This is a genomic window from Pseudocitrobacter faecalis (assembly GCF_965231525.1).
Taxonomy (GTDB): domain Bacteria; phylum Pseudomonadota; class Gammaproteobacteria; order Enterobacterales; family Enterobacteriaceae; genus Pseudocitrobacter; species Pseudocitrobacter faecalis.
In genome coordinates this window covers 4,634,872-4,656,097 of the sequence record NZ_CBDDNJ010000002.1, presented here as the reverse complement: position 1 = coordinate 4,656,097, position 21,226 = coordinate 4,634,872, and the positions used below count along the sequence as shown (strand labels likewise).

Annotated in this window: 19 protein-coding genes; 15 read left to right on the top strand and 4 right to left on the bottom strand. The window is 54.7% G+C overall.

What is annotated here, in order from left to right; all coding sequences use genetic code 11:
- Window positions 1-254: 254 nt before the first annotated feature.
- From xylF to xylR, 4 genes are all read left to right on the top strand, one after another.
- Window positions 255-1,247: a D-xylose ABC transporter substrate-binding protein gene (xylF, locus tag ACOXYR_RS22445; protein ID WP_113858359.1), complete on the top strand. Its 993-nt coding sequence runs from the start codon at window positions 255-257 to the stop codon at window positions 1,245-1,247.
- A gap of 68 nt (window positions 1,248-1,315) precedes the next feature.
- Window positions 1,316-2,857 (top strand): xylose ABC transporter ATP-binding protein, encoded by a 1,542-nt coding sequence (locus ACOXYR_RS22440; protein WP_421355868.1) that lies wholly within the window; start codon window positions 1,316-1,318, stop codon window positions 2,855-2,857.
- The gene (gene xylH, locus ACOXYR_RS22435; protein ID WP_113858357.1) at window positions 2,835-4,016 is read left to right on the top strand and encodes a xylose ABC transporter permease XylH; all 1,182 of its coding nucleotides are present in this window, start codon (window positions 2,835-2,837) and stop codon (window positions 4,014-4,016) included. The genes ACOXYR_RS22440 and xylH overlap by 23 nt, the downstream gene beginning before the upstream one ends.
- Window positions 4,017-4,088: 72 nt before the next feature.
- A complete protein-coding gene (gene xylR / locus ACOXYR_RS22430) occupies window positions 4,089-5,267 on the top strand; it encodes a D-xylose utilization transcriptional activator XylR (RefSeq protein WP_108476471.1) in 1,179 nt (392 codons plus the stop codon).
- Window positions 5,268-5,303: 36 nt separating this feature from the next.
- On the opposite strand, the gene ACOXYR_RS22425 is transcribed toward xylR, so the two are convergent.
- Window positions 5,304-6,158 (bottom strand): Vmh family MBL fold metallo-hydrolase, encoded by an 855-nt coding sequence (locus tag ACOXYR_RS22425; RefSeq protein ID WP_421355869.1) that lies wholly within the window; start codon window positions 6,156-6,158, stop codon window positions 5,304-5,306.
- Between the two features lie 114 nt (window positions 6,159-6,272).
- On the opposite strand from ACOXYR_RS22425, the gene ACOXYR_RS22420 reads away from it, so the two are divergent.
- On the top strand, window positions 6,273-7,154 hold the full coding sequence (locus ACOXYR_RS22420; RefSeq protein WP_421355870.1) for a LysR family transcriptional regulator: 882 nt from the start codon (window positions 6,273-6,275) through the stop codon (window positions 7,152-7,154).
- 210 nt (window positions 7,155-7,364) lie between these two features.
- Here the strand turns inward: ACOXYR_RS22420 and ACOXYR_RS22415 are convergent, their stop codons facing one another.
- A complete protein-coding gene (locus ACOXYR_RS22415; RefSeq protein ID WP_421355871.1) occupies window positions 7,365-8,189 on the bottom strand; it encodes a protein bax in 825 nt (274 codons plus the stop codon).
- Window positions 8,190-8,503: 314 nt separating this feature from the next.
- Here ACOXYR_RS22415 and ACOXYR_RS22410 point away from each other — a divergent pair, with 314 nt between their 5' ends.
- A complete protein-coding gene (locus ACOXYR_RS22410) occupies window positions 8,504-10,537 on the top strand; it encodes an alpha-amylase (RefSeq protein ID WP_421355872.1) in 2,034 nt (677 codons plus the stop codon).
- A 172-nt stretch (window positions 10,538-10,709) separates the two neighbouring features.
- Window positions 10,710-11,969 (top strand): valine--pyruvate transaminase, encoded by a 1,260-nt coding sequence (avtA, locus tag ACOXYR_RS22405; protein WP_108476476.1) that lies wholly within the window; start codon window positions 10,710-10,712, stop codon window positions 11,967-11,969.
- A 39-nt stretch (window positions 11,970-12,008) separates the two neighbouring features.
- Here avtA and ACOXYR_RS22400 read toward each other — a convergent pair whose 3' ends face one another.
- Window positions 12,009-12,473, bottom strand: a complete 465-nt coding sequence (locus ACOXYR_RS22400) for a 4Fe-4S binding protein (protein WP_421355873.1) — start codon at window positions 12,471-12,473, stop codon at window positions 12,009-12,011.
- Between the two features lie 127 nt (window positions 12,474-12,600).
- On the bottom strand, window positions 12,601-13,416 hold the full coding sequence (gene yiaJ / locus ACOXYR_RS22395) for an IclR family transcriptional regulator YiaJ (protein WP_108476478.1): 816 nt from the start codon (window positions 13,414-13,416) through the stop codon (window positions 12,601-12,603).
- Between the two features lie 259 nt (window positions 13,417-13,675).
- On the opposite strand from yiaJ, the gene yiaK reads away from it, so the two are divergent.
- The 8 genes from yiaK to araD are packed head-to-tail and all read left to right on the top strand — an operon-like array spanning window position 13,676 to window position 21,222.
- A complete protein-coding gene (gene yiaK / locus ACOXYR_RS22390) occupies window positions 13,676-14,674 on the top strand; it encodes a 3-dehydro-L-gulonate 2-dehydrogenase (protein WP_108476479.1) in 999 nt (332 codons plus the stop codon).
- Window positions 14,675-14,685: 11 nt separating this feature from the next.
- The gene (locus ACOXYR_RS22385) at window positions 14,686-15,153 is read left to right on the top strand and encodes a YhcH/YjgK/YiaL family protein (protein WP_108476480.1); all 468 of its coding nucleotides are present in this window, start codon (window positions 14,686-14,688) and stop codon (window positions 15,151-15,153) included.
- A gap of 25 nt (window positions 15,154-15,178) precedes the next feature.
- Window positions 15,179-16,105: a DUF4862 family protein gene (locus ACOXYR_RS22380; RefSeq protein ID WP_421355874.1), complete on the top strand. Its 927-nt coding sequence runs from the start codon at window positions 15,179-15,181 to the stop codon at window positions 16,103-16,105.
- Between the two features lie 37 nt (window positions 16,106-16,142).
- The gene (locus tag ACOXYR_RS22375) at window positions 16,143-17,459 is read left to right on the top strand and encodes an MFS transporter (RefSeq protein ID WP_189624083.1); all 1,317 of its coding nucleotides are present in this window, start codon (window positions 16,143-16,145) and stop codon (window positions 17,457-17,459) included.
- Between the two features lie 55 nt (window positions 17,460-17,514).
- Entirely contained in the window at window positions 17,515-19,020 is a 1,506-nt protein-coding gene (locus ACOXYR_RS22370; protein WP_421355902.1) for an FGGY-family carbohydrate kinase, read from the top strand.
- On the top strand, window positions 19,017-19,673 hold the full coding sequence (ulaD, locus tag ACOXYR_RS22365; RefSeq protein ID WP_189624084.1) for a 3-keto-L-gulonate-6-phosphate decarboxylase UlaD: 657 nt from the start codon (window positions 19,017-19,019) through the stop codon (window positions 19,671-19,673). The genes ACOXYR_RS22370 and ulaD overlap by 4 nt, the downstream gene beginning before the upstream one ends.
- The gene (locus ACOXYR_RS22360; RefSeq protein WP_108476485.1) at window positions 19,673-20,533 is read left to right on the top strand and encodes an L-ribulose-5-phosphate 3-epimerase; all 861 of its coding nucleotides are present in this window, start codon (window positions 19,673-19,675) and stop codon (window positions 20,531-20,533) included. The genes ulaD and ACOXYR_RS22360 overlap by 1 nt, the downstream gene beginning before the upstream one ends.
- Window positions 20,527-21,222: an L-ribulose-5-phosphate 4-epimerase gene (gene araD, locus ACOXYR_RS22355; RefSeq protein WP_421355875.1), complete on the top strand. Its 696-nt coding sequence runs from the start codon at window positions 20,527-20,529 to the stop codon at window positions 21,220-21,222. The genes ACOXYR_RS22360 and araD overlap by 7 nt, the downstream gene beginning before the upstream one ends.
- Window positions 21,223-21,226 lie beyond the last annotated feature (4 nt).

The window sequence follows — 21,226 nt, the reverse complement described above, 5'->3', positions numbered from 1 at the left end:
ATTAAGAGAATCCACAAACGTGCGCTGGCTCTCAAAATAAAACCGCTCGCAAAATTTATGTAAATTTCTCTTAGGCGATATATAAAACTCGATCAAGCTCATAAATTGACAATTAAACCAAATATCGTAATGGGAAGATAAAAATCTGTAATTGCCAGCACCGCGTTCTATGTTAAAAATTTGCTGCGTGTTAAGTCGTGCTTGTTTCTTTTATCGCCAATCTCATTACCTACCCTACAAAAGGCATTACGACTATGAAAATCAAGAACCTTTGCCTCACGCTCTGCGCATCCCTTCTGCTTACCAGCATGGCGAGCAGCGCAAAAGAAGTCAAAATCGGTATGGCCATCGACGATCTGCGTCTTGAGCGCTGGCAGAAAGACCGCGATATTTTTGTTAATAAAGCAGAATCGTTAGGCGCCAAAGTATTTGTACAATCGGCCAATGGAAACGAAGAAACCCAGATGTCGCAGATTGAGAATATGATCAACCGTGGCGTCGATGTTCTGGTGATTATTCCTTACAACGGTCAGGTACTCAGTAACGTTATTAAAGAAGCCAAACAGGAAGGGATTAAAGTTCTGGCTTACGATCGCATGATCAATAACGCTGATATCGATTTCTATATCTCTTTCGATAATGAAAAAGTGGGCGAAATGCAGGCCCAGAGTCTGGTCAATCAGGTGCCACAAGGTAACTATTTCCTGATGGGCGGCTCACCGGTGGATAATAACGCCAAACTGTTCCGCGCGGGCCAGATGAAAGTCTTAAAACCGTATATCGACAGCGGCAAAATTAAAGTCGTGGGCGATCAGTGGGCTGACGGCTGGTTACCGGAAAACGCGCTGAAAATTATGGAAAACGCCCTCACTGCCAATAATAACAAAATTGATGCTGTAGTGGCCTCAAACGATGCGACCGCCGGCGGTGCGATTCAGGCACTGAGTGCACAGGGGCTGGCGGGCAAAGTCGCTATCTCCGGGCAGGATGCTGACCTTGCGGGCGTGAAGCGCATTATGGCTGGTACGCAAACCATGACGGTGTATAAACCGATCACCACGCTCGCGACTACCGCCGCTGAAATCGCCGTTGAACTCGGCAACGATCAACAACCGAAATCTGACGCCACGCTGAATAATGGCCTGAAAGATGTGCCATCTCGCCTGCTGACGCCAATTGAAGTGAATAAGACCAATATTGATCAGACCGTCATTAAAGACGGGTTCCATAAGAAGAGCGAACTTTAATTCCCCTGCCCCGGCAACGGGGCAGTCGTTCTCGTTCGGCCTGAATGATCGGCTTACGTGGAGCAGCTATGTCTTATTTACTTGAAATGAAAAATATCACCAAAACCTTTGGCACGGTGAAAGCGGTGGATAACGTCAGCCTGCGTTTAAACCCTGGCGAGGTGGTATCGCTGTGCGGTGAAAATGGCTCCGGAAAATCGACGCTCATGAAAGTTCTGTGCGGTATATACCCACACGGCAGCTACGACGGCGAGATTATTTTTGCCGGGGAAAGGCTTACCCCGACGCATATTCGCGATACCGAACGCAAAGGCATCGCCATTATTCACCAGGAGCTGGCGCTGGTGAAACACCTTACGGTACTGGAGAATATTTTCCTTGGGGCAGAAATCAGCCGTCACGGCATTCTCGACTACGACGCCATGACCCTGCGCTGCGAAAAATTACTCGCCCAGGTCAGTCTGGCGATTTCACCCGACACCCGCGTGGGCGATTTAGGGCTGGGACAACAGCAACTGGTCGAAATTGCCAAGGCGCTGAATAAACAGGTTCGCCTGCTGATCCTCGACGAGCCGACCGCCTCGCTCACCGAGCAGGAAACTGCCGTGCTGCTGGATATCATCCGCGACCTTCAGCACCACGGCATTGCCTGCATCTATATTTCACACAAGCTCAATGAAGTGAAGGCTATCTCCGACACCATTTGCGTGATCCGCGATGGTCAGCACATCGGCACGCGCGACGCCAGCAGCATGAGCGAGGACGACATCATCACCATGATGGTAGGCCGCGAACTGACGGCGCTCTATCCCAACGAACCGCACACTACCGGTGACGAGATCCTACGCGTGGAGCACCTCACGGCGTGGCATCCGGTTAACCGCCACATCAAGCGGGTAAACGATATCTCTTTCAGCCTCCGGCGCGGTGAAATTCTCGGGATTGCCGGTCTGGTCGGTGCCGGACGTACCGAAGCGGTTCAGTGCCTGTTTGGCGTCTGGCGCGGGCGCTGGGAGGGGAAAATCTTTCTGGATGGCAAACCCGTAACCATTAACACCTGCCAGCAGGCGATTGCCCACGGTATTGCGATGGTGCCGGAAGATCGCAAAAAAGACGGCATCGTGCCGGTAATGGCGGTTGGTAAAAATATGACGCTGGCGGCGCTCGATCAGTTCAGCGGTGCGCTAAGCAGCCTTGATGACGCCCGCGAGCAGCAATGTATTTTACAGTCGCTGCAACGACTTAAAGTCAAAACTTCTTCCCCGGAACTGGCGATTGGCCGTCTCAGCGGCGGTAATCAACAGAAAGCAATTCTGGCACGCTGCCTGTTGCTGAATCCGCGCATTCTGATCCTCGACGAACCGACGCGCGGTATCGACATTGGCGCGAAATATGAAATCTACAAATTGATCAACCAACTGGTGCAACAGGGGATCGCCGTCATTGTTATCTCTTCCGAACTGCCGGAAGTACTGGGTCTGAGCGACCGGGTGCTGGTCATGCACGAAGGGAAACTGAAAGCAGACCTGGTGAACCACAACCTGACGCAGGAAAAAGTGATGGAAGCCGCATTAAGGAGCGAACGTCATGTCGAAAAACAACCCGTCTGAAATCAAGCTGGCGGTGCCGACGTCGGCCCCCACATTTAGCCTGAAGTCGCTGAACTTACAGGTTTTCGTGATGATCGCAGCGATTGTGGTGATCATGCTGTTCTTCACCTGGACGACCGAAGGTGCGTACCTCAGCGCCCGTAACGTCTCTAACCTGCTGCGCCAAACAGCCATCACCGGCATTCTGGCGGTGGGGATGGTGTTCGTGATTATCTCCGCGGAAATCGACCTCTCTGTCGGTTCGATGATGGGGCTGCTCGGTGGTGTCGCGGCGATTTTCGACGTCTGGCTCGGTTGGCCGTTACCGCTGACCATTATCGTGACGCTGGCGATGGGGCTGGTACTCGGCGCATGGAACGGTTGGTGGGTTGCCTATCGGAAAGTACCGTCGTTTATCGTCACCCTCGCCGGGATGCTGGCGTTCCGCGGTATTCTGATTGGCATCACTAACGGTACCACCGTGTCGCCTACCAGCGCTGCGATGTCGCAAATTGGCCAAAGCTACCTGCCTGATGGCATTGGCTTCTCCTTCGGGGCGATTGGCCTGATGGCATTTATTGTCTGGCAGTGGCGCGGGCGCATGCGTCGCCAGAATCTTGGGCTCGCCACACCAGCCTCTACCGGCGTGGTTGGGCGTCAGGCGCTGACGGCGATAATTGTACTGGGTGCTATCTGGCTGTTGAATGACTATCGCGGCGTGCCAACGCCGGTTCTGCTGCTGACGCTGCTGCTGTTGGGCGGAATGTTTATGGCCACGCGTACGGCGTTTGGACGTCGCATTTACGCCATCGGCGGTAACATCGAAGCCGCGCGCCTGTCGGGGATTAATGTCGAGCGCACCAAGCTTGCTGTCTTCGCCATCAACGGCCTGATGGTGGCCATTGCCGGGTTAATCCTCAGCTCGCGTCTTGGCGCGGGTTCACCGTCAGCAGGCAACATCGCCGAGCTGGACGCGATCGCCGCCTGCGTGATTGGCGGCACCAGCCTGGCGGGGGGCGTGGGTAGCGTTGCCGGGGCGGTTATGGGCGCGTTTATCATGGCGTCGCTGGATAATGGAATGAGCATGATGGACGTGCCCACTTTCTGGCAATATATCGTTAAGGGCGCCATTTTGCTGCTGGCAGTCTGGATGGATTCGGCCACCAAACGCCGCGCTTGATACGATGTAATAATGACAATACCGGCCATTAGGCCGGTATTGTCATTCATGATTCACCAGGGAAATTGAACCATGTTTGAAAAGCGTCACCGTATTACCCTGTTATTCAACGCGAATAAGGCCTATGACCGGCAGGTGGTCGAAGGGGTTGGCGAGTATTTACAGGCGTCGCAGTCGGAGTGGGATATTTTCATTGAGGAAGATTTCCGCGCGCGTATCGAAAACATCAAAGAGTGGCTCGGTGACGGCGTGATTGCCGATTATGACGACCCCCACATCGAAGCGTTACTGGCCGACGTGAAAGTGCCCATTGTCGGCGTGGGCGGCTCCTATCATCGCCCTGAGCAGTATCCGCCCGTCCATTACATCGCCACCGATAACTATGCGCTGGTCGAAACTGCTTTCCTGCACCTAAAAGAAAAAGGCGTGCACCGTTTTGCGTTCTACGGCTTACCAGGCTCCAGCGGCAAACGCTGGGCGGTTGAGCGCGAATATGCCTTCAGCCAGATTGTGGCTAAAGAGAAATATCGCGGCGTGATTTATCAGGGGCAAGAGACCGCACCAGAGAACTGGCAACACGCGCAGAACCGTCTGGCAGACTGGCTGCAAACCCTGCCGCCGCAAACCGGCATTATCGCCGTGACCGACGCCCGCGCGCGCCATATTCTGCAAGCCTGCGAACACCTGCATATTCCGGTGCCGGAGAAGCTGTGCGTCATTGGTATCGATAATGAAGAGCTGACCCGCTATCTTTCACGAGTGGCGCTGTCATCTGTTGCGCAGGGCGCGCGACAGATGGGGTATCAGGCCGCCAAACTGCTGCACCGCCTGCTGGACAACGAGGAATTACCGCTACAGCGCCTGCTGGTGCCCCCGATGCGCGTCATTGAACGGCGCTCGACCGACTACCGCTCGCTGAACGACCCGGCAGTGATCCAGGCGATGCATTACATCCGCAACAATGCCTGTAAGGGCATTAAAGTGGAGCAGGTGCTCGATTCTGTCGGCATTTCACGATCGAACCTTGAGAAACGCTTTAAAGAAGAAGTGGGCGAAACCATTCATGCGGTGATCCACAGCGAAAAACTGGAGAAAGCACGAAGTCTGCTGATCTCCACCTCGCTGTCGATTAACGAAATTTCGCAAATGTGCGGCTACCCTTCCCTGCAATATTTCTATTCGGTGTTTAAAAAAGAGTACGACACCACGCCGAAAGAGTACCGCGAACAACACAGCGAAGCACGGTTGTAGCCGCTTTAATGCCGGATGGCGCAACGCGCGTCCGGCTTACTTCCATGCCATCTCGCCGGTATTGACCTTTGCGCTCAGTTCCAGCGAACTCTCATCAGCGAGATCCGGATACGCCTTTTTCATCACCTTGATAACACCTGCAGAATCTTTCTGGCTGTTCAGCGCCAGCTCAAATTTCTGCAGATAATCAAGGGTAAAGGTGATGGCTTTCGCCCCGGATGGCAGCTTGCCGAGGTAATGGCCGGGGATCACCGTTTGCGGCTGTTCAGCCTGCATCGCTTTCAGCACGCTGCGCCATTCATTACGGCGCGTCACGGTCTGTGTATCAGCGCTCCAGATATGAATACCGGACGCCACGCCGGTGCCGCCAAGCATCGCCTTATTCGACGGGATCCAAACGTAGGCGGCATAGCTTTCCGGATGTTTGATTTCGACCGCTTCGCCATCAATGGTGAAACGCATGTCGTGTAGCGGTTTTGGCGTATACAGCTGATGCGGCGCATCCGCTTTAAGTTGTGGCCCCCAGTAGGCCAGCTTCGCATCACGCGTAGCCTCAATGTGAGAGACCACCGCTGGCGTCGCAACGATCTCTACATTCGGGAAGGCTTTCACTATCGGCTCAAGGCCAAAATAGAAATCAGGATCACCCGAGGTAATCACAATGCGCGAGAGTTTTTTACCGCTTTCACGAATCATGGCGACCAGCTTTTCACCGTCTTTCACGCTGAACTGGGCATCAAACAATACAGCTTCCGAGGGGCCATAGACCAGCGTTGACGAGACCGGGAAAACGGCATTTTCCTGAGGGTTGTAGGTCTTCATCGTCAGCGGGGCGGCAAAAGTCGTGCTGCTGATAACAAGGGCGGCGATGGCGGTGAATGCACGTTTCATGATGAACCTGATGTTGTTATGTGTGAGGCCGTCCATTTTACGGATTTCACCACCTGTCAGAATTCCCGAAAACCGATATGCTTGGTTTCATAAAACGATCAGCTGGAGCCGTTCATGGACAGAGTCACCGCCGCACGCGTATTTAATCGCATCTGCGAACTGGGCAGTCTGAGCGCCGCATCGCGCGCGCTGGGAATTTCGCGCCCCATGGTCAGCCGCTATCTGGAACAGATGGAACAGTGGGCGGGCGCGCGCTTGATTCATCGCACTTCGCGCCGTCTGACACTGACGCCTGCGGGCGAAGAGATATTGCTCAAGACGCGCCATCTGATTCAGCTGGCGCAGGAAATTGAGCTGCGTAACCAGCAAAATGAACCCTCTGGCGTGCTGCGCGTTGCCTGTGCGCACCTCACGGCCACCTGCATCATTGGGCCGATTGTCACCGAATTTCTGACGCGTTATCCGGCACTACGTCTGGAACTGGATGTGAATAACCATCCGGTGAACCTGGTGAGCGAGCGCATTGATGTGGCCGTGCGCATCACCAATAACCCAGAGCCCGGTACGATTGCCCGTCGCCTGGGCGAGTGCCGCTCAGTGCTTTGCGCCTCGCCGGGTTACCTGGCACACCACGGCACGCCGCTAACGCCTGCCGATCTCGCCCATCATAACTGCCTGCACTACAGCCGTTTCGCCGGGCAGAGTTGGCACTTTACGACTTCCGAAGGAACAGCGGTGTCGGTCGATATCAGCGGCAATTTCAGCGCCACGATTTCAACAGTGTTACTGGATGCCGCCGTGGCAGGCTGCGGGATAGCGATGGTACCGGAAATGGAAGCCAGAGACGCCCTGGCGAAAGGAAGTGTGGTTCCGCTGCTGGCGGAGAATGAACCGGCCAGGCTGGGAATTTATGGTATGTATTTGTCGCGGGAGTATCAGCCTGGAGGATTAAGGCCGTTTCTGGATATGCTGGAGAATGCGTTGTTAGAGGCGTAAAAAAGGGAGCTTTCGCTCCCCGAGACTGATGACAAACGCAACATTGCCTGATGCGCTGCGCTTATCAGGCCTACAAGGGTTCTGCAATATATTGAATTTGCACTATTTTGTAGGCCGGATAAGGCGTTTTTGCCGCATCCGGCAAGAATAAAGCGCACTTTGTCAGCAATCTGAGGGAGCTTACGCTCCCTTTAGCATTCCAGATGAGGATTACATATGCGCCGCAATCAGACGCTGGTTATCCTGGTACATCGCGAACAGATAGTTGTTGTAGCTCGAACCTTTGGTGGAGTATCCCTTCAGCTTATGAATCATTGCGCTGGCGGTCACTTCCTGGTCCGCCTTACGCAACTGCGCGCGAGACTTACGGAATGACGAGTATGCCGGATGGGTATTCAGGTTCATCGCGTAGGCCTGGACAGACGCTTTGACAGAATCAAAGTGCGAGTAGCCATTCACTTTACCGGAACCATTTTTACACTTGCCGGAACCACACTTCATCCCGAACAGATTGTTGTTGGCGCGCGCCAGTTTTGACGTCCCCCAACCACTTTCTGCCGCAGCCATGGTGGCAACCATGCTGCCCGGAATGATGTCGACGCGTTCAAGCAGTGAATTCCACGGCACCTTGCGGGTATTACCGTTCCACTTCACCTTGTAACGCGTAGTGATATCTTTCAAACGCGCACGCTCAGACGGCGACCAGCGGCCTTCGTACTGTTTTGAAATCAACCAGTTACGATCGGCAGTGATTGCTGCATTTTGGCTTGTAATATAAGGCATTACCGTCCGGAGAAACGCTCTTTTCCTTGGGGTTCCGGAAGGGTATTTTCGCAAATCAGGAAGTGAACTGCTCTTTACACTATTGCGAGAATACTCTTGTTTACTGCTAACCTTAGTACTACTAACCTTTTTAACTGAGGCTTTATGATGCTCTGTTACTGTGTGAGTCTTCGCTAACACCCCACCAGAAAAAATCATGGTGAGTAACATAAGTATCGCTGCCCCATATCGTCGAATGGGAGTCGATATCATTAGGTCTCCTGGTCGGATTTATGCATTCCAACACCTTATTTTTGTCTCGAAATTGAGAGTTGAATCTCAAATCATACCAAAAATAGCCCGCCTGCGCACCTTGCTGAATAGTCTTAGTCCTAAACAATGGCACAACTTTGCCATGGGCAAAAACCATAGTCCTAATAGTAATCATTAGAAATGATACGGTTATCGCACTTTTTACTGAATTTTGACGCCCGTCACTCACCCCTTTTTATCCTCCCCCTGAGGGGATGAGGCCTGCACCGCGAATTGCTGCCACACTGTTGAAAAAAACCGCGACAGGACCCGACATGAAACTCGCTGTGCTTGTACCGCTACTGCTTCCGACTTACGCCTTCGCCGCCTGGACAGTGAATGACTTCCCGGCATTTGCCCCTGAAGGTACCGGTAAATTCGTCAGTCAAAAAACACTCGCGAAGAGTACTCGCCCTCTGACATTAAATTTTGACCAACAGTGCTGGCAGCCTGCCGCAGGTATTAAGCTTAATCAGATGCTCTCACTGGAGCCCTGCAAGGGCGATGCGCCCCAGTGGCGCATCTTCCGTGACGGCAATTATCAACTGGAGATAGACACCCGCTCCGGCACGCCGACGCTGTCGATTTCAGTTCAAAGTGCAGCTCAGAGCAGTAGCGCACAGGCCGCGATTCGCCAGTGTCCGCGCTGGGATGGCAAACCGTTAACCCTTGACGTCAGCCACACCTTCGCCGAAGGCAGTAACGTGCGGGATTTCTACAGCGGCCAAACGGTGCAGGTAAAACAGGGAAAAATCACTCTGCAGCCAGCACCAGAAAGCAATGGCCTGTTGCTTCTGGAAAGCGCAGACACCACCAAACCTGCCCCCTTTAGCTGGCATAACGCCACGGTCTATTTCGTACTGACCGACCGTTTTGTTAACGGTGACCCGAGTAACGACAACAGCTATGGTCGTCGCAAAGATGGCATGCAGGAGATAGGCACTTTCCACGGCGGTGATCTGAAAGGGCTCACCAGCAAGCTCGATTACCTGCAACAGTTGGGCGTAAACGCGCTGTGGATTAGCTCCCCACTGGAGCAAATTCACGGCTGGGTGGGGGGTGGCACGAAAGGTGATTTCCCCCACTACGCGTATCATGGCTACTACACCCAGGACTGGACAAAACTCGACGCCAATATGGGTGACGAAAACGATCTACGAAATCTGGTAGACGGTGCACACCAGCGCGGCATGCGGATTCTGTTTGACGTGGTGATGAACCACACGGGCTATGCCACGCTCGCCGATATGCAGCAGTTCCAGTTTGGCGCGCTGTATCTGGAAGGTAACGATATCGAAAAAACGCTCGGCAAGAACTGGACAGACTGGACGCCGGGCCCGGGTCAAACCTGGCATAGTTTTAACGATTACATCAACTTCAGCGATAAAGCCGCATGGGAAAAATGGTGGGGGAAAGGTTGGATCCGCACCGATATCGGCGACTACGACAGCCCCGGTTTTGACGATCTCACCATGTCGCTGGCTTTCCTGCCAGATTTGAAAACCGAATCCACCGCCGCCGTGGGTCTGCCCAATTTCTATGTCCATAAGCCCGATACGCAGGCCAAAGCGCTAGACGGCTTCACGCCGCGCGATTACCTCACCCACTGGCTGAGCCAATGGGTACGCGATTACGGCATCGACGGTTTCCGCGTGGACACCGCCAAGCACGTGGAGATGGCGGGCTGGCAGCAACTGAAGACGCAATCCAGCCAGGCGCTGGCAGAATGGAAAAAAGCGAACCCGGACAAAGCGCTGGATAACGCCCCCTTCTGGATGACCGGCGAAGCCTGGGGCCACGGCGTGATGGAGAGCGACTATTACCGCCACGGCTTCGACGCGATGATTAACTTCGATTATCAGGATCAGGCGGCGAAGGCGGCAGATTGCCTGGCGAATATCGACCTCACCTGGCAACAGATGGCCGACAAATTACAGTCGTTTAATGTGCTGAGCTATCTTTCATCGCATGACACCCGCCTGTTCCGCGAGAAAGGTAACAACGCCGCCGAGCTTTTGCTGCTGGCCCCCGGTGCGGTGCAAATCTTCTATGGCGACGAGTCGAATCGTCCGTTTGGCCCAACCGGCTCTGACCCGCTTCAGGGTACGCGCTCAGAGATGAACTGGCAGGATATCAGCGGGAAATCTGCCGTAAGCGTCGCGCACTGGCAGCGTTTAGGCCAGTTCCGCGCTCGCCATCCGGCGGTGGGTGCGGGTACACAAACGACGCTGACGCTCCCGCAGGGCTATGGATTCGTGCGGCAAAACGGTGACGATAAAGTGATGATTATCTGGGCCGGGAATCGCTAAAATCCGCTATTCGGCCCGTTCTCCCCAGAGCGGGCCACCACAACATAAAGCTCCATATACGTAGATATTCGTAGCCGGTTATTCCGACACGCCTGACGTTAAGCCATTTGCACCGCGTGGACGGTGGCGTTATGGTGAGCCTCTTTACAGCAATGGCAGTTGATGATCCGCGATGAAATTTTCACTTTTCGGCGATAAATTCGCCCGCCATTCAGGCATTACGCGCCTGATGGAAGACCTGAACGATGGCCTGCGCACACCAGGCGCAATCATGCTCGGCGGCGGTAACCCCGCGCAAATCCCCCAGATGAATGCGTACTTCAACAACCTGTTGGCGGATATGCTTGAAAGCGGTAAAGCCACGGATGCGCTATGTAATTACGACGGTCCTCAGGGGAAAAGTGAACTACTCTCGGCGCTGGCCGAAATGCTGCGCGAAGAATTAGGTTGGGATATTGAACCGCAGAATATTGCACTGACAAACGGCAGCCAGAGCGCGTTTTTCTACTTGTTCAATCTCTTCGCCGGTCGCCGCGCTGACGGCACCACCCGCAAGGTGCTGTTCCCGTTGACGCCGGAGTATATTGGCTATGCCGATTCCGGCCTGGAAGATGAGCTGTTCGTCTCTACGCGCCCGAATATCGAGCTGCTGCCAGACGGCCAGTTTAAATATCACGTCGATTTTGACCGCCTGCCGATTAATGAAGAGACGGGGATGATTTGCGTCTCGCGCCCAACCAACCCAACCGGCAACGTCATCACCGACGAAGAAGTGCTGCGTCTGGACGCGCTGGCGAATCAACACGGCATCCCGCTGGTGATTGATAACGCCTACGGTCTGCCGTTCCCGGGCATTATCTTCAGCGAAGCACGCCCACTGTGGAACCCGAACATTGTGCTGTGCATGAGCCTCTCCAAACTGGGCCTGCCGGGCAGTCGCTGCGGGATCATCATCGCCAACGAAGAAATCATCACCGCCATCAGCAACATGAACGGCATCATCAGCCTTGCGCCAGGCGGAATGGGCCCGGCGATGATGTGTGAAATGATTAAACGTCGCGATCTCCTCAAGCTGTCAGAAACGGTTATCAAACCGTTCTACTATCAGCGCGTTCAGGAAACGATCGCCATTATTCGCCGCTATTTGCCGGAAGAACGCTGCCTGATCCACAAACCAGAAGGCGCAATCTTCCTCTGGCTGTGGTTTAAAGATTTACCGATCACCACCGAACTGCTCTATCAGCGCCTGAAAAAACGCGGCGTGTTGATGGTGCCTGGCGACTACTTCTTCCCGGGGCTGGAAAAACCGTGGCCGCATACGCATCAGTGCATGCGCATGAACTACGTGCCGGAGCCAGATAAAATTGAAGCTGGTGTGAAAATTCTGGCGGAAGAAGTGGAACGCGCGTGGCAGGAAAGTAACTGCATCTGACCCGTAACGGGCCTGCTCCAGTGCAGGCCCCGTTAACCATCAGATAAATGCCGAATTCACCTTTATTCGGCTTGTGTCCACACAGCGCAATGCCGATGTCGGACACGCCTCAACACACGCTGGCCCCTGCGCGCGATGCTGACATAAATCGCACTTAATCGCCTGGGGCCGCGCATTCTGCACGACGACACGCATCGCGCCAAACGGGCACGCCACCATGCAGCTCTTACAACCAATGCAGCGCTGCTGTTCAACGGAAATGTACTCTTTTTCGCGGCGAATCGCCCCTGTTGGGCACACGTTCATGCATGGCGCATCTTCACATTGATGGCACGCCACGGCAGAGGAGAACGTATCGCCTTTCACCACCTGAATGCGGGGAAAGAAGGCCTCACGTGATACCGCCGCGCAATCCTGCTGCGCCTGATGTGATACCACACAGGCCACTTCGCAGGTACGGCAACCGATGCACTTGCGCGCATCCGCAACAATAAACGGGTTCATTCTCCACTCCATCCGGGGCTCAAGGCTTAAGAGTGCCAGAGCGGATGGCAGGTACGCTTTGATCCCACGCGGGAAAGGCGTGTTTTTTGTCAGACGCCAGAGAGAGTCTGGCGGTATGCCTGAAACGCTAGCTGCGAACGCTAAAACCGAGTTCGTTAGAGATAGCCAGCGCTGTTTCACGCAGCGGCTTCAGCAGGTTTTTCTCGCCGACCTGTTTGAGGCGCGACGTCGAAAGTGAAATCGAGATGGCATAAGGCACGCGGCCATGAATATCAAACACCGGCACCGCAATACAGGACACGCCTAACTCATTCTCTTCCCGATCCATCGCCATGCTGCTTTCACGAATTTGCGCCAGCTCATCGTACATCGCCGGCAGGCCGGTAATGGTATTGCGGGTCAGCGGCTGGATTTGTTCCTTGTGGCTTTCCCAGTAGCTTTCGACGTAATCCGCATGGCCAAACGCCATGTAAATTTTGCCCATCGCGGAGCAGTAGAGCGGCATATGCTGGCCGATATAGGCACGTGTACGCAGCATGCCGGTGGTCGGTTCCAGCTTATAAATCAAAATCGCATGATCGTCTTCACGGCTGGAGAAGTTCACCGTTTCGCCCGTCGCAAGGTTCAGCGCCTCAAGATGCGGCGCGGCAACGTGAATGATATTGAGCGATGAGAGCGCTTTTTGCCCGACGGCGATAAATTTAGTGGTCAGCCGATAGCTTCCGGCGGCGGGTGCGGGAGTGACATAGCCGCAGGACTGCAAACCTTGCAGCAGGCGGTGAACGGTACTCTTGTTTAACCCAGCCAGCTCAGACAAATGCGCCAGCGGGCAACCGTTGGGGTAGTTACTTAAGATTTCAATCAACATCAACCCACGAAACAGGCTCTGACTTCCTGCTGGCCGCTCTTTTTCTGACGTCATCTCACTCTCTTTATCGCTCATGCCGCTGCTCCCGTTTTTCACGCGCTCTGATGGTAGCGCAAAGTGTGGTTCAGTTCACGATCTGGACAGAAATTTTGTAATCGATTGATTTTACTTCGTTTTGAAAAATATGGAACGGATTGCTTTGTTAAAAAACGATCGCTATATTTGAAATCAGATTTCGCAATGTGAAATATGCAGATCAACAAGCACCCAAAAAAGCTTCCAAACGGCTGCTTGCGCTGATGAAAAATCGAGCAAGATGTACTGGAGATGACGTATGTTAGTTAGCTTTGCAGACCTGAAAAACGAGTTCACCCGCGTCCTGCTGGCGCGTGGCGTCGCGGCAGATACGGCAGAAGCCTGTGCCGACATGTTCGCCCGCACCACCGAGTCAGGCGTCTATTCACACGGCGTAAACCGCTTCCCGCGCTTTATCCAACAACTGGAAAACGGCGACATCATTCCCGACGCCTTACCTGAGCGCATTACCAGCCTTGGCGCGATTGAGCAGTGGGACGCACAGCGTTCTATCGGCAACCTGACGGCGAAAAAGATGATGGATCGCGCCATTGAACTGGCTTCCGATCACGGTATTGGGTTGGTTGCGGTGCGTAACGCCAACCACTGGATGCGCGGCGGCAGCTACGGCTGGCAGGCGGCGGAGAAAGGCTACATTGGCATTTGCTGGACAAACTCCATCGCGGTGATGCCCTCCTGGGGCGCGAAAGCGTGCAACATCGGCACCAACCCGCTGATTGTCGCCATTCCTTCCACGCCGATCACCATGGTGGATATGTCGATGTCGATGTTCTCTTACGGCATGCTGGAAGTGAACCGCCTGGCGGGTCGCCAGCTACCGGTCGATGGCGGCTTTGACGACGAAGGCAATCTCACCAAAGAACCGGGCGTGATTGAGAAAAACCGCCGCATTCTGCCGATGGGTTACTGGAAAGGTTCCGGCCTCTCTATCGTGCTGGATATGATTGCCACCCTGCTCTCTAACGGCGCATCCGTTGCCGAAGTCACCGAAGACAACAGCGACGAATACGGTATCTCGCAGATTTTCATCGCTATTGAAGTCGACAAACTGATCGACGGCGAAACCCGCGACGCCAAGCTGCAACGCATCATGGATTACGTCACCCACGCCGAACGCGCGGATGAAAACGTCGCCATTCGCCTGCCGGGCCATGAATTTACCCGACTGCTGGAAGAAAACCGCCGCAACGGCATTACCGTTGACGACAGCGTGTGGGCGAAAATTAAAGCCCTGTAAGGAGATGCGCCATGATTTTTGGTCATATTTCTCAGCCTAATCCCTGCCGGCTTCCGGCAGCGATTGAAACCGCACTCGATTTTCTGCGCACGACCGATTTCAGCCAGCTTTCACCAGGCGTTGTGGAAATCGACGGCAAAACGATTTTTGCGCAGGTCATTGATTTAACCACGCGCGAACACCATGAAAATCGCCCTGAAGTACATCGGCGCTATCTGGATATTCAGTTTCTGGCATGGGGAGAAGAGAAAATCGGTATTGCCATCGACACCGGCAATAATGAGGTAAGCGAAGAACTTCTTGAACAGCGCGATATTATTTTCTATCACCATAGCGAAAACGAATCGTTTATTGAAATGGTTCCTGGAAGCTACGCCATATTTTTCCCGCAAGATGTTCATCGCCCGGCATGTAATAAAAACCGGGCAACGCCAATAAGGAAAATCGTGGTTAAAGTCGCGGTGTCGGCACTGAATTAACGAACTCAATTTTCAGGAGCGAAAAATGAAGACTCATAACGCCGGTTATATTATCGGCGCGTATCCCTGCGCGCCGTCATTCCACCAGCAAAGTGAAGAGCAGGAAGCTGAATTCTGGAAGCTGCTTGCCGACACGCCGCATTTTCGCGGGCTGGAACAACCGTGCCTGGAAAATCTCCATCCTTTTGGCGATGAATGGTTGTTAAAACACACGCCCGGTGAATGGAAAATCGTGGTCACCGCCGTCATGGAAACCATGCGCCGCCGAGGGGGAAACGGTGCCTTTGGCCTGGCCTCTGCCGATGAAGAGCAGCGCCAGCAGTGCGTGGCATATTATCGCCATCTGCTCAATAAAATTACTGCGGTCAATAAGGCGCACTCCGGCAAAGTTATCGCGCTGGAAATGCAGGCCGCACCGCAGGCAGGAAACGGGAATGTCCAACAGGCTACAGACGCTTTTGCCCGCTCAATCAACGAGATTACAGCCTGGGACTGGCCGTGCGAACTGGTGCTGGAACATTGCGATGCGATGACTTCCGCTGCACCGCGTAAAGGCTTTCTGCCGCTGGAAAACGTGCTGGATGTCCTCGCCGATCGCGACGTGGGCGTTTGTATCAACTGGGCGCGTTCCGCCATTGAGGGCCGCAACACCACATTACCGCTTGAACATACGCTAAAGGCCAAACAGGCCGGGAAACTGCGCGCGCTGATGTTCTCCGGCACCACATTACAAGGTGAATATGGAGAATGGCAGGATCTGCATGCGCCGTTTGCGCCCTTCTGCCCGGACAGTTTAATGACTGCGGAACACGCCAAATCACTCTTTAATGCGGCGGGGCCTGCAACCTTACAATTTTCCGGTATCAAATTACTGGAAATTAATGCTAATGCCTCCGTTAACCACCGCGTAGAAATACTGCGCGACGGCATAAGCCAGTTACAGAAAATCTAATAATAAAAACATTTATCCTCTTTATGAGAACCTTATTATGAATAATTCATCATCTGTACCTACAGTAATACCACACCAGCGCTGGCTCAGAATTATTCCACCGATTCTGATCGCCTGTATTATTTCCTATATGGACCGCGTTAATATCGCCTTTGCTATGCCAGGCGGTATGGACGAAGAGCTCGGTATTTCCGCCACCATGGCGGGGCTGGCGGGCGGTATATTCTTTATTGGTTATCTCTTTTTGCAGGTTCCCGGTGGCAAAATTGCCGTTCACGGTAGCGGCAAGAAATTTATCGGCTGGTCGCTGGTCGCCTGGGCAGTGATTTCCGTCCTCACGGGCGTGATCACCAACCAGTATCAATTACTGGTTCTGCGTTTCTTACTCGGTGTGGCAGAAGGCGGCATGTTGCCGGTGGTGCTCACCATGATCAGTAACTGGTTCCCGGATGCCGAGCGGGGGCGTGCGAACGCGATTGTTATTATGTTCGTTCCCATTGCCGGGATTGTTACGGCCCCGCTTTCGGGCTGGATCATCACGGCACTCGACTGGCGCTGGCTGTTTATCATTGAAGGTCTGCTCTCTATCGTCGTGTTGGTATTGTGGTCGCTGACCATCTATGACCGTCCGCAGGAAGCGCGCTGGATTAGCGAAGCCGAGAAAAACTGGCTGGTGAAAACGCTGGCCGCAGAGCAGCAGGCGATTGCCGGTAAAGAAGTCCGCAATGCATCACTGAGCGCGGTGCTTTCCGATAAAACCATGTGGCAGCTTATCGCGCTCAACTTCTTCTATCAGACCGGTATTTATGGCTACACCCTGTGGCTGCCAACCATTCTCAAAGAGTTAACCCACTCCAGTATGGGTCAGGTAGGGATGCTGGCGATTCTGCCTTATGTCGGCGCGATTGCCGGGATGTTCCTTTTCTCCTCGCTGTCGGACAAAACCGGCAAACGCAAGCTGTTCGTCTCTTTGCCGCTGATCGGTTTCGCGCTCTGCATGTTCCTTTCTGTCGCCCTGAAAGAGAACGTCTGGCTGGCCTATGCCGCTCTGGTGGGCTGTGGTTTCTTCCTGCAATCCGCAGCGGGTGTGTTCTGGACCATTCCGGCACGCCTGTTCAGCGCGGAAATGGCCGGTGGCGCGCGCGGCGTGATTAACGCCCTTGGCAACCTCGGCGGCTTCTGCGGCCCCTATGCAGTCGGCGTGCTGATTACCCTCTACAGCAAAGACGCTGGCGTGTACTGCCTGGCGGTATCTCTGGCACTGGCGGCCATTATGGCCCTGCTGCTGCCAGCGAAATGTGATGCCGGCGCAGCACCTACAAAAGCCGTCACACCACACAAACACGCAGCATAAGAAATTCGCCCGGTAGGCTCTGCTTGCCGGGCGCGTCAGCACACGGGAAAGAATGATGAGTGATAAAGAAACCTTCTGGCTGGGTATCGATTGTGGCGGTACTTATCTTAAAGCCGGGTTGTATAACCGCCAGGGAGAGGAGTTCCGCGTGGAGCGCCAGTCGCTGCAGACGCTCAGCCCAAAACCGGGTTATGCCGAGCGGGATATGTCGTCGCTGTGGCAGGCCTGCGCCGATACTCTGCGAAAGCTGATGCAAAACAGCGGCATCAGCCCCCATCAGGTGCAAGGCGTAGGCATTTCCGCTCAGGGTAAGGGGCTGTTTCCTCTTGATAAAAACGATGAACCGCTCGGTAATGCAATTCTGTCGTCCGATCGCCGGGCATTGGAGATTGTCCGTCAGTGGCAGCAGGATGGCATCCCGGAAAAACTCTACCCGCACACCCGCCAGACCTTATGGACCGGTCACCCCGTTTCGCTGCTGCGCTGGCTAAAGGAGAACGAGCCGCAGCGTTATGCGCAAATCGGCTGCGTGATGATGGGCCACGATTTTCTGCGCTGGTGCCTCACCGGTGTGAAAGGCGCGGAAGAGAGCAATATCTCTGAATCCAATCTCTACAACATGGACAGCGGGCGCTACGATCCACAACTCACGCGCTGGCTGGGTATCAGCGAAATTGACGACGCGCTTCCTCCTGTCGTCGGCTCGGCAGAAATATGCGGGGAAATCACCCCTCAGGCGGCCGCTATTACCGGTCTGGCGGCGGGAACCCCCGTTGTCGGCGGATTGTTTGACGTGGTTTCCACCGCACTCTGCGCGGGCCTTGAAGATGAGCACACGCTTAACGCCGTGATGGGCACCTGGGCGGTGACCAGCGGTGTCACTCAAGGGTTACGCAACCATGAAGCGCATCCTTATGTTTATGGCCGCTATGTGAATGACGGCGAATACATCGTTCACGAAGCCAGCCCCACGTCATCCGGCAATCTGGAATGGCTCACCGCACAATGGGGCGATATCTCCTTTGATGAGATAAACCAGTCCGTTGCCAGCCTGCCAAAAGCGGGAAGTGACCTTTTTTTCCTGCCTTTTCTCTACGGCAGCAACGCCGGGCTGGAGATGACCAGCGGCTTTTACGGCATGCAGTCACTACATACTCGCGCGCACTTACTTCAGGCCGTTTACGAAGGTGTGGTGTTCTGCCACATGACCCATCTCAACCGGATGCGCGAACGCTTCTCAGACGTTCACGCCCTGCGCGTCACCGGCGGCCCGGCCCACTCCGATGTATGGATGCAAATGCTCGCCGACGTCAGCGGCCTGACGGTCGAACTGCCGCAGGTGGAAGAGACCGGCTGTTATGGCGCTGCGCTGGCCGCGCAGGTGGGAACAGGCCTTTTCGTCGATTTCCACGCCGCGCAACACGCCCGTCAGCTCACCCTCCGCACGCTGAAGCCCGACGCCGCCGCACACGCAGCCTATCAAAAAAAATATCAGCACTATCAATTTCTTATTGAAGCCCTTCAGGGCTTCCATGCCCGCATTAAGGAGTACAACGCATGAGCATCCCTCTGTTACAACTGGCGCTCGACCACACCAGCCTTCAGGCCGCCCAGCGCGATGTCGCGCTGCTGCGCGACCATGTGGATATCGTCGAAGCCGGAACCATACTCTGCCTGACCGAAGGCCTGAATGCCGTTCGCGCGCTGCGCGAGCAATGCCCCGATAAAATCATTGTTGCCGACTGGAAGGTCGCGGACGCCGGTGAAACGCTGGCACAGCAGGCATTCAACGCGGGTGCAAACTGGATGACCATTATTTGCGCCGCCCCGCTGGCGACCGTCATTAAAGGTCATGAGGTGGCGCAACAACACAACGCCGACATTCAGATTGAGCTGTTCGGCAACTGGACGCTCGACGATGCTCGCGCCTGGTACGCCGCCGGTATCCGTCAGGCTATCTATCATCGCGGGCGCGATGCGCAGGCCAGCGGGCAACAGTGGGGAGAAGCTGATCTGTCGCGCATGAAAGCACTCTCCGATATCGGGCTGGAACTCTCCATCACCGGTGGCGTAACACCTGCTGACCTACCGCTATTTAAAGAGATCAACGCCAAAGCCTTTATTGCCGGGCGAGCGCTGGCTGGCGCAGCGAACCCCGCACAGGTCGCGGCAGAGTTCCACGCGCAGATCCACGCCATCTGGGGAGAGAAATAATGCGTCGTCACCCGTTAGGTATTTATGAGAAAGCGCTGGCGAAAGATCTCAGCTGGCCTGAACGCCTGGTGCTGGCTAAAAGCTGCGGCTTTGATTTTGTCGAGATGTCCGTCGATGAAACCGATGAACGCCTGTCCCGCCTCGACTGGAGCACCGCACAACGCGCCTCGCTGGTCGAAGCGATGCTGGAAACCGGCGTCGCGATCCCGTCGATGTGTCTGTCTGCACACCGCCGTTTTCCGTTTGGCAGCCGCGATGAAAACGTGCGCGAACGTGCGCGCGAGATCATGAGTAAAGCCATCAAGCTGGCACGCGACCTCGGCATTCGTACCATCCAGCTCGCCGGTTATGACGTTTATTACGAAGAGCACGACGAAGGCACGCAGCAACGTTTCGCTGAAGGGTTGGCGTGGGCGGTTGAACAAGCCGCTGCCGCACAGGTCATGCTGGCGGTGGAGATCATGGACACCGCATTTATGAACTCCATCAGCAAGTGGAAGAAATGGGATGAGATGCTCTCTTCACCTTGGTTCAGCGTCTATCCGGACGTCGGTAACCTGAGCGCCTGGGGCAACGACGTGCCCGCCGAGCTGGCGTTAGGCATTGACCGCATCGCCGCTATCCACCTGAAAGATACGCAGCCGGTTACCGAGCAAAGCCCAGGCCAGTTCCGCGACGTGCCGTTTGGCGAAGGGTGCGTGGATTTTGTCGGCGTCTTTAACACCTTACAAAAACTCAACTATCGCGGCGCCTTCCTGATTGAGATGTGGACGGAAAAAGCCAAAGAACCGGTGCTGGAAATTATTCAGGCGCGCCGCTGGATTGAAGCGCGCATGCAGGAAGGAGGATTCACATGTTAGAGCAATTGAAAGCAGAAGTGCTGGCAGCAAATCTGGCGCTGCCTGCGCATCACCTGGTGACCTTCACATGGGGCAACGTCAGCGCCGTGGATGAAAGCCGTAAACGGATGGTGATTAAGCCTTCCGGCGTTGAATACGATGTGATGAGTACGCAGGATATGGTGGTGGTGGATATCGCCACCGGTCAGGTCGTTGACGGGAGTAAAAAACCCTCTTCCGACACACCAACGCATCTGGCGCTCTATCGCCGTTACCCGGAAATCGGCGGCATTGTACATACCCACTCGCGCCATGCCACGATCTGGTCGCAGGCCGGGCTGGATCTCCCCGCGTGGGGCACCACGCACGCCGACTATTTTTACGGTGCCATCCCCTGCACGCGGCTGATGACTGACGATGAAATCAACGGCGAATACGAATATCAGACCGGTGAAGTCATCATCAAAACCTTCGAGGAACGCGAGCTGAATCCAATGCAGGTTCCGGCCGTACTGGTGCATTCTCACGGCCCGTTCGCCTGGGGAAAAAACGCCGCCGATGCCGTTCACAATGCCGTGGTTCTGGAAGAGTGCGCCTATATGGGGCTGTTCTCTCGTCAGCTCGCCCCCCAGTTGCCGGAAATGCAAAATACGCTGCTTGATAAGCATTATCTGCGTAAGCATGGGGCGAAGGCCTATTACGGGCAGTAAGCTC

Excerpts from the sequence above, each read along its gene's own strand:
- xylF (WP_113858359.1), top strand. The coding sequence starts at position 255 with ATGAAAATCAAGAACCTTTGCCTCACGCTCTGCGCATCCCTTCTGCTT.
- ACOXYR_RS22440 (WP_421355868.1), top strand. The coding sequence starts at position 1,316 with ATGTCTTATTTACTTGAAATGAAAAATATCACCAAAACCTTTGGCACG.
- xylH (WP_113858357.1), top strand. The coding sequence starts at position 2,835 with ATGTCGAAAAACAACCCGTCTGAAATCAAGCTGGCGGTGCCGACGTCG.
- xylR (WP_108476471.1), top strand. The coding sequence starts at position 4,089 with ATGTTTGAAAAGCGTCACCGTATTACCCTGTTATTCAACGCGAATAAG.
- ACOXYR_RS22425 (WP_421355869.1), bottom strand. The coding sequence starts at position 6,158 with ATGAAACGTGCATTCACCGCCATCGCCGCCCTTGTTATCAGCAGCACG.
- ACOXYR_RS22420 (WP_421355870.1), top strand. The coding sequence starts at position 6,273 with ATGGACAGAGTCACCGCCGCACGCGTATTTAATCGCATCTGCGAACTG.
- ACOXYR_RS22415 (WP_421355871.1), bottom strand. The coding sequence starts at position 8,189 with ATGATATCGACTCCCATTCGACGATATGGGGCAGCGATACTTATGTTA.
- ACOXYR_RS22410 (WP_421355872.1), top strand. The coding sequence starts at position 8,504 with ATGAAACTCGCTGTGCTTGTACCGCTACTGCTTCCGACTTACGCCTTC.
- avtA (WP_108476476.1), top strand. The coding sequence starts at position 10,710 with ATGAAATTTTCACTTTTCGGCGATAAATTCGCCCGCCATTCAGGCATT.
- ACOXYR_RS22400 (WP_421355873.1), bottom strand. The coding sequence starts at position 12,473 with ATGAACCCGTTTATTGTTGCGGATGCGCGCAAGTGCATCGGTTGCCGT.
- yiaJ (WP_108476478.1), bottom strand. The coding sequence starts at position 13,416 with ATGAGCGATAAAGAGAGTGAGATGACGTCAGAAAAAGAGCGGCCAGCA.
- yiaK (WP_108476479.1), top strand. The coding sequence starts at position 13,676 with ATGTTAGTTAGCTTTGCAGACCTGAAAAACGAGTTCACCCGCGTCCTG.
- ACOXYR_RS22385 (WP_108476480.1), top strand. The coding sequence starts at position 14,686 with ATGATTTTTGGTCATATTTCTCAGCCTAATCCCTGCCGGCTTCCGGCA.
- ACOXYR_RS22380 (WP_421355874.1), top strand. The coding sequence starts at position 15,179 with ATGAAGACTCATAACGCCGGTTATATTATCGGCGCGTATCCCTGCGCG.
- ACOXYR_RS22375 (WP_189624083.1), top strand. The coding sequence starts at position 16,143 with ATGAATAATTCATCATCTGTACCTACAGTAATACCACACCAGCGCTGG.
- ACOXYR_RS22370 (WP_421355902.1), top strand. The coding sequence starts at position 17,515 with ATGAGTGATAAAGAAACCTTCTGGCTGGGTATCGATTGTGGCGGTACT.
- ulaD (WP_189624084.1), top strand. The coding sequence starts at position 19,017 with ATGAGCATCCCTCTGTTACAACTGGCGCTCGACCACACCAGCCTTCAG.
- ACOXYR_RS22360 (WP_108476485.1), top strand. The coding sequence starts at position 19,673 with ATGCGTCGTCACCCGTTAGGTATTTATGAGAAAGCGCTGGCGAAAGAT.
- araD (WP_421355875.1), top strand. The coding sequence starts at position 20,527 with ATGTTAGAGCAATTGAAAGCAGAAGTGCTGGCAGCAAATCTGGCGCTG.